The sequence below is a fragment of the Thermoflavimicrobium daqui genome, from assembly GCF_003313465.1.
Lineage (GTDB): Bacteria > Bacillota > Bacilli > Thermoactinomycetales > Thermoactinomycetaceae > Thermoflavimicrobium > Thermoflavimicrobium daqui.
Genome location: NZ_KZ845665.1, coordinates 312,239 through 327,642, shown reverse-complemented (window position 1 = coordinate 327,642; position 15,404 = coordinate 312,239). Strand labels below are relative to the sequence as shown.

General features: G+C 37.3%; 14 protein-coding genes and 1 other annotated feature. Of the genes, 4 read left to right on the top strand and 10 right to left on the bottom strand.

Features of this window, described 5'->3' with window-relative positions:
• Positions 1-39 precede the first annotated feature (39 nt).
• From lepA to spoIIP, 3 genes are all read right to left on the bottom strand, one after another.
• Entirely contained in the window at positions 40-1,857 is a 1,818-nt protein-coding gene (lepA, locus tag DL897_RS07120) for a translation elongation factor 4 (protein ID WP_113658454.1), read from the bottom strand.
• Positions 1,858-2,570: 713 nt separating this feature from the next.
• On the bottom strand, positions 2,571-2,927 hold the full coding sequence (locus DL897_RS07115; protein WP_113658453.1) for a DUF3679 domain-containing protein: 357 nt from the start codon (positions 2,925-2,927) through the stop codon (positions 2,571-2,573).
• Positions 2,928-2,940: 13 nt separating this feature from the next.
• The gene (spoIIP, locus tag DL897_RS07110; RefSeq protein WP_113658452.1) at positions 2,941-4,086 is read right to left on the bottom strand and encodes a stage II sporulation protein P; all 1,146 of its coding nucleotides are present in this window, start codon (positions 4,084-4,086) and stop codon (positions 2,941-2,943) included.
• Between the two features lie 196 nt (positions 4,087-4,282).
• Here spoIIP and DL897_RS07105 point away from each other — a divergent pair, with 196 nt between their 5' ends.
• Positions 4,283-4,858 carry a 3'-5' exonuclease gene (locus DL897_RS07105; RefSeq protein WP_113658451.1) on the top strand — a complete coding sequence of 192 codons (576 nt, stop codon included), beginning with the start codon at positions 4,283-4,285 and terminating at the stop codon, positions 4,856-4,858.
• Between the two features lie 149 nt (positions 4,859-5,007).
• Here DL897_RS07105 and gpr read toward each other — a convergent pair whose 3' ends face one another.
• The gene (gpr, locus tag DL897_RS07100; protein ID WP_113658450.1) at positions 5,008-6,147 is read right to left on the bottom strand and encodes a GPR endopeptidase; all 1,140 of its coding nucleotides are present in this window, start codon (positions 6,145-6,147) and stop codon (positions 5,008-5,010) included.
• A gap of 124 nt (positions 6,148-6,271) precedes the next feature.
• Between gpr and rpsT the strand changes: the two genes are divergently transcribed.
• Positions 6,272-6,538 carry a 30S ribosomal protein S20 gene (gene rpsT, locus DL897_RS07095; protein WP_113658449.1) on the top strand — a complete coding sequence of 89 codons (267 nt, stop codon included), beginning with the start codon at positions 6,272-6,274 and terminating at the stop codon, positions 6,536-6,538.
• 245 nt (positions 6,539-6,783) lie between these two features.
• Here rpsT and DL897_RS07090 read toward each other — a convergent pair whose 3' ends face one another.
• From DL897_RS07090 to trpS, 3 genes are all read right to left on the bottom strand, one after another.
• Positions 6,784-7,527 carry an SDR family NAD(P)-dependent oxidoreductase gene (locus tag DL897_RS07090; protein WP_113658448.1) on the bottom strand — a complete coding sequence of 248 codons (744 nt, stop codon included), beginning with the start codon at positions 7,525-7,527 and terminating at the stop codon, positions 6,784-6,786.
• A gap of 81 nt (positions 7,528-7,608) precedes the next feature.
• Positions 7,609-9,006, bottom strand: coding sequence for an MDR family MFS transporter (locus DL897_RS07085; RefSeq protein ID WP_113658447.1), 1,398 nt, complete (start codon positions 9,004-9,006; stop codon positions 7,609-7,611).
• Between the two features lie 506 nt (positions 9,007-9,512).
• Positions 9,513-10,499: a tryptophan--tRNA ligase gene (gene trpS / locus DL897_RS07080; RefSeq protein ID WP_113658446.1), complete on the bottom strand. Its 987-nt coding sequence runs from the start codon at positions 10,497-10,499 to the stop codon at positions 9,513-9,515.
• A gap of 53 nt (positions 10,500-10,552) precedes the next feature.
• Positions 10,553-10,777 (bottom strand) — a binding site (T-box leader).
• A gap of 206 nt (positions 10,778-10,983) precedes the next feature.
• Between trpS and DL897_RS07075 the strand changes: the two genes are divergently transcribed.
• Positions 10,984-11,493, top strand: coding sequence for a CcdC family protein (locus DL897_RS07075; protein ID WP_113658445.1), 510 nt, complete (start codon positions 10,984-10,986; stop codon positions 11,491-11,493).
• Between the two features lie 179 nt (positions 11,494-11,672).
• On the opposite strand, the gene DL897_RS07070 is transcribed toward DL897_RS07075, so the two are convergent.
• Positions 11,673-12,152, bottom strand: a complete 480-nt coding sequence (locus tag DL897_RS07070) for a 2-thiouracil desulfurase family protein (protein ID WP_476718218.1) — start codon at positions 12,150-12,152, stop codon at positions 11,673-11,675.
• Between the two features lie 141 nt (positions 12,153-12,293).
• Here DL897_RS07070 and DL897_RS07065 point away from each other — a divergent pair, with 141 nt between their 5' ends.
• Positions 12,294-13,613, top strand: coding sequence for a phytoene desaturase family protein (locus DL897_RS07065; protein ID WP_113658443.1), 1,320 nt, complete (start codon positions 12,294-12,296; stop codon positions 13,611-13,613).
• 132 nt (positions 13,614-13,745) lie between these two features.
• On the opposite strand, the gene DL897_RS07060 is transcribed toward DL897_RS07065, so the two are convergent.
• The gene (locus DL897_RS07060) at positions 13,746-14,318 is read right to left on the bottom strand and encodes a hypothetical protein (protein WP_113658442.1); all 573 of its coding nucleotides are present in this window, start codon (positions 14,316-14,318) and stop codon (positions 13,746-13,748) included.
• 61 nt (positions 14,319-14,379) lie between these two features.
• Positions 14,380-15,402 carry a DNA polymerase III subunit delta gene (holA, locus tag DL897_RS07055; RefSeq protein ID WP_113658441.1) on the bottom strand — a complete coding sequence of 341 codons (1,023 nt, stop codon included), beginning with the start codon at positions 15,400-15,402 and terminating at the stop codon, positions 14,380-14,382.
• Between the last annotated feature and the right edge of the window lie 2 nt (positions 15,403-15,404).

Here is a 15,404-nt window from a genome sequence, read left to right as displayed (position 1 = left end):
CGTTCACGGCCTTCATTAATCCCATGTATATTAGATGGTTTACTTTTCATCATCGACTCGTAGAACTGCCATAAACGCTTCTTGAGGAACTTCAACACTACCTACGCTCTTCATCCGCTTTTTCCCTTCTTTTTGCTTCTCAAGAAGTTTACGCTTCCGGCTAATGTCCCCTCCATAACACTTGGCGAGAACGTTTTTGCGCATGGCTTTAATCGTTTCTCGGGCGACTACTTTATTTCCAATCGCTGCTTGCACTGGTATTTCAAACATTTGCCGTGGAATTAGTTTCTTTAGCTTTTCTACTAAAGCACGTCCTCGATAATATGCCCGATCCTTGTGAACAATAAAAGAAAGAGCATCAACAACTTCACCATTAAGTAAAATATCCATTTTTACCAAATTCGATGTTTTATAACCAATTAACTCGTAATCCAGTGAAGCATAACCTTTCGTACCCGATTTTAATAAGTCGAAGAAGTCATACACAATCTCTGCTAATGGTAGTTCATAAATTAAGTTGACACGATGAGTATCTAAATATTTCATATCGATATATTGACCACGTTTGCTCTGACAAAGCTCCATCACAGCTCCCACAAAATCATTAGGTACCATGATGCTTGCTCGTACATAAGGTTCTTCTACATGATCAATCTTTTGCTGTGGGGGCATTAATGTTGGATTTTCAATCTCCAGTACAGTTTCATCGGTTAAATATACCTTATATACAACACTAGGTGCCGTTGTGATAAGCGGAATACCAAATTCCCGTTCAATCCGCTCTTGGATAATTTCCATATGAAGCAGTCCTAAAAATCCACAGCGAAAACCAAAGCCTAGTGCCGAAGAGGTTTCAGCTTCATACGTAAGCGAAGCATCATTTAGCTCTAACTTTTCCAAGGCTTCTCTTAAATCATCATAATCCGATGAATCGACAGGATAGAGTCCGCAGAATACCATTGGAGTAGTCTTTCGATAACCAGGTAAAGGCTCGCTAGCAGGACGATCCGCATCTGTGATGGTATCACCTACTCGCGTATCTTTTACATTTTTAATACTTGCTACAATGAAGCCAACTTCCCCTACAGACAACTCATCTACTAAAACGGGATGAGGTGCATATGCGCCGACCTCAGTCACTTCAAATGTTTTGCCCGTGGACATCATTTTAATTTTCATACCTTTGCGAACGCTTCCTTCAACCACTCGCATATAAACGATAACGCCCTTATATGAATCATACAGGGAGTCAAAAATCAAAGCACGAAGGGGAGCATCAGGATCTCCAGTCGGTGCAGGAACCTTTTCTACCACTTGCTCTAATATTTCTTCAATCCCAATTCCAGCTTTAGCTGAAGCCAAGACAGCTTCACTAGCATCAAGCCCAATTACATCTTCAACCTCTTGCTTAACTCTTTCTGGCTCTGCACTGGGTAAGTCAATTTTATTAATAACCGGTAGAATCTCCAGCTCATTTTCCAAGGCAAGGTACACATTCGCAAGTGTCTGCGCTTCTACACCTTGCGCTGCATCGACCACCAACAAAGCACCCTCACAAGCCTGTAAGCTACGAGAAACTTCATAAGCAAAGTCTACATGACCGGGTGTATCAATCAAGTTTAAAATATATTCTTGACCATCTTTGGCCTTATATTTGAGCCGGACTGATTGCAATTTAATCGTAATCCCACGCTCTTTTTCCAGTTCCATTTTATCCAAAAATTGATCCGTCATTTCACGTTCTGTGAGTGCCCCAGTATACTCCAAGATCCGGTCCGCCAGAGTAGATTTACCGTGATCAATATGGGCAATGATTGAAAAATTACGGATCATCTTCTGTCTTTCGCGTTTATCCATCCGTTAAATTCCTCCCGAACAAAGCAAGACTGCATTGCTTAATTATAACAGGATGGAGGAGTCCCTTCAATCTACTTATAGAAAAAGCTATTTTATGAGCCAAAACAAAAAAGAGGGGCGAAAAATCCCCTCTTTTTTTTCCGCCAATCGGTTTAGAATCAACTTTTCTCTTAAAGTGGTAAAAGCTTTTTAAAAAATACCTATCCCTAATCGTAGACGATTTTTAGGGATAGGTATTTTTTACAATCCATATTTCACATCGATTAAATAAGAGATTACGCATCTTACCTTAGTAGTTGACCAGCCCATCGATCTTAAAATTATCGCTTATCATTTAAAGTATGCGGCAAAATTCCGCATAGATAATTAGAGCGTAGTTAATGTGGGCGGGAGTTTGGGTTTTATTTTATTATTTTACCTTTTACCCATTTGAATCCTTTTAGATATTTTCTACGATGCTTAAAAAGGATCTTCCACCAATTAGGACCTCGAAAAGGGGGACGAGGAGTGCACAACATTTAACCCACCGCCATTCAATATATTATTAATATTATTTGTTGTTAAACTAATTTTAATATATAACTCATATAAAAGTCAATATTTTCTAAAAAAATATTCCTAATTATTTGACTTTATATCAAAAGGGATGACCTTTTGGACTCTAGGTAACTTATCGATCATCCCCAGCTAACGATTCAATCATCCCATCCTATTTAATTTAATATCGATCCAAGAAAAACATCCATGATAAACCGGGTCGTCACCTTTAGCCCCGAACTAATCCCATCGCCAATTTGGGAGAGCCAGCTTTGCTTTTCAGTAGATACTTGCCTAATTGTATCAACTTTTTTTGGTTTTGACTCTACCTGCTTAATAGGGTTTGTTGTTTGTAAAACTTCTCCTAAAACAGCAATCTCCACCTTTCCATTAACAGGTGTCACTTGAATCGCCCGTGGTGCACCTTCTACTCCTCTCATCTTCTGCATATTTTTCTCAGCAACATTGATGCCCAAGACGACACCTAATATAAAAAAAGTTATCACGATCCCCACTTTAAATGACCAACTCATCTTGATACCTCGCCTATTCTCCTTTTGTTGATACCGGAGTAGCTTGCTGGATCTTTTCACCTAGCACTTGTGCCAATACTTCAATTGATCGAAAGGCTTCTTTAAAATCATTGTCAACTCCGCCTACTTCTACTAACATACTATTCGGTGAGAGGGATTGATTATACTCACCATTGTTTCCATTTGCTCTTTTTTTAGTAATAACTCCACGAGATAGTCCAGGATATAATTGATTAATTTTGATGTGCATCTCGCGAGCCAATTGCCGGTTTTTCTCAAAGTTTTTACTTGCTTCTCCTACCACAAAAGCTAATCGAGCATATGTTTTACCGTTAATATCAATCGTTGTTTGAGCACGCCGTCTCGAATCACGATGAATATCGATTAGATAATGAATATCGTTATACTTTTTCATCATACTAACTGCCAAACTGCGAGAATGACTATAAGCACCCACCCAGCCAGAGCGTGGTAGCTTGTCTGCTACTATCGCGCCTACACCCATGCGATTTAAATGATTTGCCATATGCTTTCCGACACGCATAATATTGGTTTTTACACTATTGGCACGATTTGGATTTTTCTCGTTGAGTTCGGGTAAATACGATTCCCAAAAGTGTGTATGATAAATGAATATTTGTTTTAAGCGTGGCCCTTCAATCGCATCTTCTTGTTGTTTTTGATCCCATTGTGCTTGATTGACTCCACGTATAATTTCTCTTTCAAGCTCTGGAGGCGGTGGAGATTCAATCGGTATGGAAGTATAGTCAACATCCGCACTAGCCAAGTCAATTTCAGCATCAAAAAGGGTAAACAAAGGCAATTCTCTACCTAAAAAAGTACGAGGATCTCGTGGATTAATACTTGCTATCACTTCAAAAAATAACTGTGTAAAAAGATTATCTTGTTTAGCTATGTTTTCTCCTTCACGTAAATAAGGAAGTACTTGTCCCATTAATAAAATCAATGTTTTCGTTTGTATATGTGTTGTAACTCTTCCTAAACTAGAAGAGCGAATCGTTGTCTTGGCTTGAAACATAGCAAAAGTTCCTACCATCGCAAACGTTAAAGCAGTACTAATCAGAAGGAACACAAATACCTTACGGATATGCGGCTTGGATAAATTAAAAATTGTAAATCCACGAACTCGATTCCGCATTGCCAGCCTCCTCTAGTAATCTTTAATCTTACCTTATGAGGAGTTTAAGAGAGTTAGAACATAAATAACAGAAAGAGTAGATAAGGCTTTATGACTTTCTATTCATATCCCTAATAGAAGTGATAGAGTAAATTAAAATATAAAAACAATTTGTGGTATCATTTTGAGTAATCATGAATATTTCGGAGGCTAACATATGAATCATTTACTAATCATTGATCTTGAATCAACTTGCTATGAAAGAAAGAGCGAACAACCTCCTCACTTTATTTCCGAAATTATTGAAGTAGGTGCTGTTATATTAGATATCGAGAGATTAAAAATCGTCAGGGAATATCAGCGTTTTGTAAAGCCGACTCGCTTTCCTATCTTAAGTGGTTTTTGTAAACAATTAACCAGCATCTCTCAAGAGCAAGTAGATCAAGGCCAAGATTTAAAAACCGTATGTAAAGAGTTAAATCAATTACAAAACGAAACTGTATCTATCTTTTGTTCTTGGGGCTATTATGATAAAAAACAGTTTGTTCATGCTTGTACTTCCTCTCAAGTCCCATATCCTTTTCAATCAGACCATTTTAGTTTAAAACATGAACATGCTTCCTTTTATCAACTTCGCCGGCCACTCGGAATGAAAGGGGCACTAATGCATCATGATCTTCCTCTGGACGGAACCCATCATCGAGGGATTGATGATGCAAGAAATATCGCAAAAATAGCGATTCGAATGATTCAAGAGGGATGGCAAGTTCCGATGAGTCTGACCCAAAAGTAAAAGCGAAAGAGGGATTAACACGATATATATCAACGATTAATCCTCAGATAATCTGTATATCATAAAAAAAGGGATGACTCGCAACCTCTTGATTCATCCCCATGTGAGTTTAATTCATCCCATTTCGACTGATGAGATCTATTTATCCATTAATGCAAATGAGTGGTTGCATTATCTAATGAAACAGATTCATGCAATGCACAATTTATTCCATTCGCCACTAACTTAGCCATATCTTCTATAAATGAATCCACCTCTTTAGGAGTTACAATTAAATTTTGTCCAAGTGGTTGTAATACTTCTTGAATCAATTGACGCTTCTCATTTTCATCGAGTCCTCCAATTAACCCCATCATATGACTACGCTCTTGGGCAGAGACAGTATGCTTGTTAAGCTCTTTTACTGTCGCACGATTAAAAGGGTCTAATGGATTGGAACGAACTCCTTGCATCTCTCTACTTAGATGGGCTAACAAAAAATTTATGGTATCTAAGGCAATCGTTGCTGCATCCACAACGGTTGGAATACCGACCGCAAGCACTGGCACACCTAGTGTTTCCTTAGTTAAAGCTTTACGCCTATTCCCTACTCCTGATCCCGGATTAATACCTGTATCGGCAATTTGGATGGTTGTATTTACACGAGATAAAGCACGAGAAGCAAGTGAGTCAAAAGCGATCACAAAGTCGGGCTCTGACTTTTCTACAACTCCTCGAACAATTTCACTCGTTTCAATTCCTGTAATTCCGAGCACTCCTGGAGAAAGTGCACTCACTGATCGATATCCATCAGATACTTCATCTGGAGCCAATTTAAATAAATGGCGTGTAACCATCGAGTGCTGGATCACTAGCGGCCCCAGTGCATCTGCTGTCACATTCCAGTTACCTAATCCTACAAGTAAACAAGAATCATTGGGGCGAATCCCTACTTCCTCCAGAAAACGAGAAAATTGATTCGCAAAATGCTGGGCAACACGGTGCTGTAAAAACGAGTCTTTAGAGCGAAGTGCAGGGATTTCCAATGTAAGATAAGTACCGGGTACCTTTCCCATTTCCTTGGCTCCTGTCTCATCATCAATCCAAATCCAACTTGTCGTAATTCCATCTTCCTGTGTCTCATCCATTCGTACACCAGGGATTTGACTTGCTTGACCATGACGCTTCTGTGCAATTTCATGTGCCTCACGTGCCAAATCAGTTCGAATTGAAAATGGACTTAAGTCAAGTGGCCCACGCTTGATATCTGAATTCAATTCCGTGCTACTCCTTCCATTTATATTGCTCATATTTTGACTTGAATTTAGGACATTTATTCGCTATGTTGGTATTATTGCTTTTTCTGGGGCTCCATGTTAAAATGAACCGTGTTGCACACATGGATACGTTTATCGAAGTGTAGGAGGTGAAATCATGGCAAACATTAAATCCGCAATTAAACGTGCAAAAACGAATGAAAAACGTCGCGCACACCGCGCTGCACAAAAATCCGCTATGCGTACGGCTGTGAAAAAATTCTTACAAGCAGTTGACAATCAAAATAAAGAGCAAGCGGCAGAATTACTTAAAGTAGCTAACCGTACTTTAGATAAAGCTGTTACTAAAGGTCTTATTCATAAAAATGCTGCTGCACGTAAAAAATCCCGTCTCACCAAAAAATTTCAAGCATTCAATGCTTAATAAAAAACGACCCACTTTTTATGGGTCGCTTTTATTTTTTCCTTGATAAAATATCATGACCAATAAATTGCATAATCTCCCGCTTTATCTCTTTAGCCGATAAATTTACTTTTAAAGGATAAGGTCCATGCTTCTAAAGAAAAATAAAACAGGACATACATATTCTACTGATCTTACATCCTTAATTGATAGAAAAACTTTTCCTTTCCTCCAAAATAAATGAACCAAAACTTTTTAACTCAAAGTTAGTTCATTTCGCCTCCACCACTAACTGGTAGATAACTTCCTGTTATGTAACTACTATCATCACTAGCATAAAAAGCTATCGCTTTAGCAATATCATCGGGTTGGGCAATTCGCCCAAGTGGAAGAAAACTCGCTTGTTGTTGTTTAAATTCTTTAGGTATAGAGGCTGTCGCATCAGTCTCTACCATACCGGGTGAAACAACATTTGCTGTAATACCTTGACTACCTAGCTCTTGGGCAATATATTTGACAAAACTATTGAGAGCTCCTTTTGATGTGCCATGTGCAATGAAATGGGGTCCTGGATGATTACTTAAGCCACTCGATACATAAATGAGCTTTCCATAACTTTGCTTCTTCATATAAGGCAATACAACTTTTGTAGATACAAAAGCTGCTTGCAATTCATCGTTCGTTTTTTGTATAAATTCATCCCATGTCATATCTTCAAATGACTTCTGAACAAAATTCATACCAGCATTGTGAACGAGAATATCTATCCTTCCATATGTTTTTACAGTCTGATCTACAAGATTGCTCATTTCTTCCCTATTTCTAGCATCAGCTTGAATCGCGATTGCTTCTCCACCCTTTTTCCGGATCAATTCCACTACATCTTCTGCTGCAGCTGCACTTCTAGCATAATTCACGACTACTTTTGCTCCGCGTTCAGCTAAAATCCTTGCTGTTGCAGCACCAATTCCTCTACTTGCGCCTGTTACGATCGCTATTTTTCCATTCATCCCTTTTCTCATTCCTTATTTTTTTATTCTTATTCCTATATTTAAGAAATTAATAAACATACGCGATCAAATATAAACTCATTAAGAGACCTTACTTTGATAATGATCTGGTTTATGGTTAGGAATCAAAAATGTAACCAGAAAACTTAAGACGGCTAATCCAGCTAATATAACAAATACTCCATGAAGTCCAATAGAGAGAACGGCTGGCGGTGCTTGTCCTCCTACATGACCGATATGTTGATTTAAGAATGTACCTAACAAAGCAACTCCCAATGTTTGTCCTAAAGTTCGAAGAAATGTATTGGAAGATGTAGCTACTCCGCGCAGATTCCAATCTACAGCAGATTGAACAACAATAGTAAAAGTCGTCATCGATAATCCAAATCCAAGTCCAATCACAAATATGATGAAAAGGATAACCCAACTAGGTGTTGATATACTTATCGTAGTCAAAGAAAAAGTCCCAACTGTAAGCAAAAAGACTCCCATAAGAGAAATAGGTTTAGGACCAAATCGGATCAATAAGCGACTACCGATCGTAGCTCCAATTGGCCATCCAATAGACATGGGCATCAAGATTAATCCTGAAAAAGTGGCTCCCTTTAGAAGAACACCTTGAATCCATAAAGGAAGATAGGCTGTTATCCCAATTAGAATACCACTCGCTAAAAAAGCGGTCAAATTAGCAACCAGCACCTCACGATAACGAAACAACTGAATGGGTATCATAGGCTCTGGGTGTCGTATCTGAATAAGAAAAAAGATTAAAAGAAATAGAACAGCAACAGCAAATAGTAAGTAGATTATGGTAGAGTTCCAAGCGAATTCATTTCCACCAGATAGAAGCGCATAAAGTAACGCTGTTGTCCCAATCGTAAAGGTTACTGCCCCACCGTAATCAATCTTTCGTTCTCGTTTTTCAATTTTTTCGATTAAGTTCTTCCCTATAATCCATATAGATATTAGTCCAAATGGAACATTAATAAAAAAGATCCAATGCCAGCTTACATAGTCTACAAAAAATCCGCCAACTAACGGACCAAAAATACCAGCTATTCCCCAAATAGAACTAAATAATCCTTGAACTTTCGCACGCTGTTCAAATGTGAAAATATCTCCGATAATAGTAAATGTGATCGGAACAACAGCTCCAGCTCCAATTCCTTGAAGGGCACGAAACCAGATAAGCTGCATCATACTTTGAGAAAGTCCACACAATATAGATCCTAGTAAAAATAGAGAAGTACCTACCATAAAAACTTTCTTTCTGCCAAATAGATCAGCTAATTTCCCAAAAATAGGGGTTGTAACTGCTGACGTTAGAAGGTATACAGCAAAAACCCAACTAATCAGCTCCATACCCCCTAACTTTTTTACAATAGTCGGCATTGCTGTACTAATAATGGTTCCTTCTATCGCAGACAGAAAAGTAGCGATAAGTAGAGCGGCTGTTATTTTACGTTGATAGGAATTCATTTCTCCCTTTCCTCCGATATGTTTGATTAAAAATAACTTAAGTGAATTAAGTGCTGAAGTATGTCCTAGAAAAGTATATTATCTGAGCTCTCGTTTGCTCTTTTCTAATGTTTCCTCCCCCTTAGAGGTTATACAAGCACGAGTTAACTGCTTGTCCATCGCTTTCTGCTACTTTAAGTTCCATTTGTAGAAGTTTGCGTCTTGTAAGAGGGCATTTGAAGCAATGCATACTAGTTCAAGGAATCATCATCTAGGCTTTAATCGAATGATGCAACACACTCAATATACTAGCTATATTAGATAATTAATCAATTAATATATTGATTAATTATCTAAAGGAGAAGAAAACAAAAGCATTGCTTTACACGTTCCAATGTCTTTTGTTTCTTGATCATTTAAATATAGCCATTCTACAAGTATAACGAAGATCACTATTAAAATGAACAAGACTTTTCTATAGATAGGTTCGTTTTAGAAAAGTCTTGTTCATCCCATATAATATTCATTTACAATTGTATGATTCCCATTGCTTGTCGCATTTTACTTAACGTTTCATTGGCTACTTGATTGGCTTTTTCAGCACCATCTTTAAGCACTTCTTCCACATAGCCCGAATGACGAATTTCTTGGAATCGCTCTTGAATTGGACGCAAATAATCAATCGTCACTTCAATTAAGTCTTTCTTAAACTGGCCATAGCCTAGTCCTTCATACTTGCGCTCTAATTCACGAATCGATATACCACTAAAAGTACTATAGATTGTTAGCAAATTACTTACACCAGGTTTGGTTTCCAGATCATAACGCACTTGATTTTCGGAGTCTGTGACTGCACGCTTTAATTTCTTCTCAATTAATTTGGGGTCATCTAAAAGAGCAATACTATTCCATTTACTCTCTGCACTCTTACTCATCTTTTTTGTAGGCTCATCTAAAGCCATAATTTTGGCACCTACTTTTGGTACTAAAATTTCTGGTAAAGTAAATACTTCACCATAGTCTCGGTTGAAGCGTTCTGCGATATCACGTGTTAGCTCAATATGTTGTCTTTGATCTTCCCCAACAGGTACCTTTTCTGCTTGATACAATAAGATATCAGCAGCTTGCAGTATAGGATAAGTAAATAGCCCTACTCCGGCTGATTCTGCCGATCCTTTACTCTTTTCTTTAAACTGTACCATCCGACTTAATTCACCTACACGGGAAATACATTGTAATAACCATGCTGCTTCAGTGTGAGCGGGAACTTGAGATTGTACAAATAAAGTTGCCTTCTTCGGATCTAACCCAATCGCTAAATAAATTGCAGCTACATCAAGTGTTTTCTCCTTTAATTCTTGTGGGTCACGCGGGATCGTAAGGGCATGCATATTCACTACACAATAGTAACAATCTGTCTCATTTTGTAAATCGACATATTGTTTAAGTGCACCAAGGTAATTACCTAAATGAATAATCCCAGTCGGTTGTGCTCCAGAAAATACACGTACCATCTATATTCCTCCTTCAATAACACTTTTTCTTCATATAAAAAACTCGTCCCCAAAAAAGGGACGAGTCAACTTACTCGCGGTACCACCCTCGTTCATCTGTATAAATCAGATGCACTCATGGCTAACGGGCCATTCACCGGCTATTCCTAATAAGAAAAACTCTTCTGTTCAGAACGCAGCTCCAAAGTCCATTCACATAAGTTGCTGATTGGCTTGCACCTTCCGCCAATTCTCTGAAACAGCTACCCTATGCTACTCTTCTTTTTCATCACTTTGATATATACTTAATCTGGGTAAATTACCTAGCTTATATACTTCCTATTTTTTTACTCAGCGCTGAGAGTTTATGTATAATAATACTTTAGGAAGTAAAAATAGATTATATCTATTATTTTCATTTAATTGTTTGCTTCTGTCAAGTATCTTGTTACAGCACTATCAACACATCATAAGTGTTACGATATATAATAAGGAGGCATCGAAGATGGGTACTTTTCCAATTAATCTACATGTCATTATACCTATCGTCATCTTAACCATGGCTGTTACTGTTTTTGTATTTCGTTTACGAGCTACAAAAAAACCTACCTCTGCTAAGAAAATCCTTATGCCACCACTTGGAATGAGTACAGGCTTTTTAATGTTTCTTTATCCACCTACTCACATCCCAATTTGGTGGGCTTGCCTTGCTTTTCTAGCAGGTATTCTCTTTTTATCACTTCCGTTGATCAAAACATCTCAATTAGAAATCAAAAACAATCAAGTTTATTTGAAGCATTCTCGTGCTTTTGTTTTAGTATTGGTTGCTTTACTTATCTTACGCTTTACATTACATGGTTATATTGAGCAACATATTAGTATCTTTCAAACAGCCGGTATATTCTTCGTCTTAGCTTTTGGAATGATCCTTCCTTGGCGCTTAGCCATGTACTATCAATATAAAAAGCTAATGCAACAGGTTCAGACCTGTTCAACGTCTATACCATCTCCATAAAAAAGGCAAGTCACCGTTGACTTGTCTTTTTTATGGTTAATCATTTAAAACAATCCCTTATAAAAAACAAAATAAAAATGGATCAAAAGTTAGTAAAGAAGGGTAACGAAATTTATACAACCATTATATATAAGAAATCGAGTATACTTGAATTATGGGTTAAACTCCCATCATCTTAACTATCTGTGGGATGGGTGATCCAATTCGATCTCTATCTTGTTTTCTGAAATAACTTCAATTCCGTGTCGCCGAAAAAGAGCAGCAGTGACTCCCATTCCAGGTTGCTTTTTTCCTTGAAATGTACCATCGTAGATATAGTGACTACCACAAGAAGGACTCGATTCTTTAAGTATGGCTTGTTTTGCATCCATCGTTTTAGCAATGGCTAACGCTTCGTATGCTCCATGAATAAACTGTTTAGTTACATCATTACCTTGATTATCAATGACACGTGCTTTGCCGTCTAATACATCTTCTCCATTGCCACCTATGATCTCGGCAGGATTTCGTGGTGTTGATAATCCACCTAGCTGTTCTGGGCAGATGGGAATTGCTTCACCTCTTGTTACCAATTGTTGTATCTCTTTTACTAAACAATGCTTCTGATCATATCGACAGTGTATCCCAGTAAAACAAGCACTTACAACCTTACGATTCATCATTTCAGCCTCCTTTTATCTAATATGTAAAATTTTACGAAAATAATTAAATACTACTAGTTCATCGCTTATCTTGTTAAAATATATGATAGCTTTTTTTCATGCTAGGTGCATGTGATTCTTATAAGGAGTGTGTTTTCAGTGTCTGAAAAAATAGTTGTGGTGGGTGGAGGACTAGCAGGCCTGTCTGCAGCAGCTCGACTCGCGCACAATGGCTATCAAGTAACTCTATTAGAAAAGTCACCGAAGCTCGGCGGTCGAGCTATTACCATTCCTATGAAAGGATTTAATTTTAACTTTGGTGCGCATGCTATTTATGCCCGTGATATTTCTATATTATCTCGCTTAGAAAATGAGATTAACCTCAATGTTGATTGGAAAAACTTTTCTCCGTCTAAAGCTTTTTATGATATGGGTACGTTTACAACTCCAATGCCCACTACTTTAGAAGGAATGTATAAAACAAAGATTCTAGATGGAAGCAATAAAATTCGTTTCGGAATTGAAGTCATGAAAACTTTGGCCAATCTTGAACGTGGCGAAGAAGGTACACCCATTGGAAAATATCTCGACAAAGAGCCAGCTCAAGTCAAAGATATGTTTTTAACCTTAGCTTCATCCAATTTCTTTTCCAATGAACCAGAGAAAATTCCATCTCCATTATTTTTCCATTACTATAAACGCTTCTTTGGCAATATGGCAATGGGATCACATCGTAAAAGAGCTGTCTCTTATATTGGTGGTGGTTGGCAAGCTATCGTGGAAGCCTTTGCCAAAATAATTGAAAAAAATGGTGGACAAATTATACCAAAAGAAAAAGTTACTCGAGTTATCACGGAGGGAAACCGAGTAACTGCTATCCATGGAAAAGAAAATGTCTATGAAGCTGATCACTTTATTTTCTGTGTTCCACCCAAAGAATGTTACAATCTATTTAATGAAACACCATATCAGCATATTTTCGAAGAATTTACCAAGTACTCACCAACCATTGTGGTTGTATATGATATTGGTTTAAAAGAAAAAATTCGCAGTCCATTCACTTATGTTTATCAAAAAGGTGAACGTGTATTTATTACAGATATCTCTTATTATGATCCTACTTGTATTCCTGAAGGAGGCCAATTGTTACAAGCCATTGCTTATCTCAATGATGATGAAATCGCTGAAAATAAAGCTGATGAAAAAGTAGCTACCATTGAAACAGTATATGACAAGCACTTTCCAGGTTGGCGTGAGCAGCTTGTAGCTAAACGCTTATCCAAAAAAGCTATTGTTCAAGAAATCAAATGTATTAATGATCAACGTCTAATGCCAACTAAGTTTTATAGCTTATCCAATGCTCACTTTGCAGGGGATTGGTGTCAAGGGGAAGGTCAATTATCCGAGTTATCTTTTACATCCGCTTATCAAGTAACCAGTCACATCATGAAAAAAAATACAACTCAAGAGCATAACTAGATCAAAAAAGTCCCTTGTTATTTTCAAAAGCAAGGGACTTTTAGTTCATAGACAAAATTTTCTTGTATAGGATTTTTTCCTTTTCGTTTCCACTCTCATTCAAATCTTAATAGCTTAGAATATCTTATCGTATTAACTTACCAAAGCTACATAAATCGCTCCGATTGAACTCATAATGAGCACAACAATAGTAAATAAAATGGCAAATGTCATTTTTTCTTGTGCATACTCTCTGATCGTTTCCGCAGAGCTTTGATCCATCCGCCGAATATGAAACCGTAAATTCATATTACCGATATAAATCAATAAAATCCATGCAATAATAAAATACCATATAGGAATTCCGCTAATAAAAGGTGTTTGCTTTCCACGAAATAGTGCTTGAATGAACAAAACTAAGCCAACTGTAATCGGTAAAATCATACTAGGTGCAAAAAACTTTAACCAAGCATTTCCTAACTTATCTCGTTCGTATTTTTCTATCTCTCTCATTCCTGGAAAGATGGTTAAAAATAAATAAGGTCGTTTAGTAAAATAACGAATCACAGCTGATAAAATCAAAAAACCACCCAATACCAAAAATACAATAAGACTACTTACTCCACTAAAAACTAATACTAAAAACAGTATAGTGTATACCAAAAAAATGATATTCTGATAAATCCACTGCTTTTTCCTTAGCTCTTTTAGCAAACTGGCTTCCATAACTATCCTCTTCCTTTATCTATCGTTTGAATGTCCAATATCCTAGTTAAAAACGTTTCCATTATCGTGATTCATTCACTTGTAAAAAGAGACGTTCCACTGCTAAAGCCTTCTCCACTTTACCTGACTTTATATCTTGATCTGCTTGAAGTGCTTTCATTAAAAAAAGACGAAGTTGCTCCTCTGTATAAATGCCTCCTTGTTTTAATGCTAGTTTAACAGGATAGGGATGCACTTTTAAATGGGCTGCTATTTCCTTCTCACTTTTACCCTGCCTTGCTAAAACTTGAGTCTGAAGCATCAAACGAAATTGGCGAATAATCAAAGATAAGATACGAATAGGTTCTTCCCGCTGATATAATAAATCATACCATATACGAAGTGCTTCATCGATTTTCTGCTTACTTACACAGTCTGTCAGCTTAAATACATCTTGCTCCAAAGTACGCGGTACTAGCATGGACACTATATCCGAAGTGATTTGACCACCCTTACCTACATAAGTAGCTAACTTTACACATTCTTGGTTAATTAACCTCAGATCATTACCTAATAAATAAAGTAAAGAACGTAAAGCAGACTCTTCAAAAGTGATACCTAATTGCTTTTCTCTTTTCCGTACCCATTCCCACTGTTCTTTCTCAGTTAAGCGGGAAAAGACTACGACTCTCGCTTTTTTCTCTAACTCCTTAACTATTTTTTTACGTTTATCAATCTTTCCAGTAGGAACAGTTAAAATCACGATATTTCCAGGTAAAGGGTCTTTTAAATAATCCAGTAGTGATTCAGGTTGATGTTCCACCTCATTACGCTTCTTACTTCCTGTTAGAAAGGTTGCATTTTTGCCAACAATCACCCGGATATCCCCAAAAAAAGGAGGGGTTTCAGCTTCTTGAACCAAGGATTGAATAGGAACTTCATCTAAATCTAAAATAACCTTATTCCAAGCATCCCCTTCTTCATCGATCAATTGCTTGATCATCCACTCACATGTTTCCTCAATTAAAAAAGTTTCTTCACCATAAAAAAAGTACACAGGTTGTAGTTGCTTTTTTTTAATTTCTTGAAGGAGTTGCCTATCCATAC

Bases quoted from the DNA above. Each gene is read 5' to 3' on its own strand.
- lepA (WP_113658454.1), bottom strand. From the start codon at position 1,857: ATGGATAAACGCGAAAGACAGAAGATGATCCGTAATTTTTCAATCATT.
- DL897_RS07115 (WP_113658453.1), bottom strand. From the start codon at position 2,927: ATGAGTTGGTCATTTAAAGTGGGGATCGTGATAACTTTTTTTATATTA.
- spoIIP (WP_113658452.1), bottom strand. From the start codon at position 4,086: ATGCGGAATCGAGTTCGTGGATTTACAATTTTTAATTTATCCAAGCCG.
- DL897_RS07105 (WP_113658451.1), top strand. From the start codon at position 4,283: ATGAATCATTTACTAATCATTGATCTTGAATCAACTTGCTATGAAAGA.
- gpr (WP_113658450.1), bottom strand. From the start codon at position 6,147: ATGAGCAATATAAATGGAAGGAGTAGCACGGAATTGAATTCAGATATC.
- rpsT (WP_113658449.1), top strand. From the start codon at position 6,272: ATGGCAAACATTAAATCCGCAATTAAACGTGCAAAAACGAATGAAAAA.
- DL897_RS07090 (WP_113658448.1), bottom strand. From the start codon at position 7,527: ATGAATGGAAAAATAGCGATCGTAACAGGCGCAAGTAGAGGAATTGGT.
- DL897_RS07085 (WP_113658447.1), bottom strand. From the start codon at position 9,006: ATGAATTCCTATCAACGTAAAATAACAGCCGCTCTACTTATCGCTACT.
- trpS (WP_113658446.1), bottom strand. From the start codon at position 10,499: ATGGTACGTGTATTTTCTGGAGCACAACCGACTGGGATTATTCATTTA.
- DL897_RS07075 (WP_113658445.1), top strand. From the start codon at position 10,984: ATGGGTACTTTTCCAATTAATCTACATGTCATTATACCTATCGTCATC.
- DL897_RS07070 (WP_476718218.1), bottom strand. From the start codon at position 12,152: ATGAATCGTAAGGTTGTAAGTGCTTGTTTTACTGGGATACACTGTCGA.
- DL897_RS07060 (WP_113658442.1), bottom strand. From the start codon at position 14,318: ATGGAAGCCAGTTTGCTAAAAGAGCTAAGGAAAAAGCAGTGGATTTAT.
- holA (WP_113658441.1), bottom strand. From the start codon at position 15,402: ATGGATAGGCAACTCCTTCAAGAAATTAAAAAAAAGCAACTACAACCT.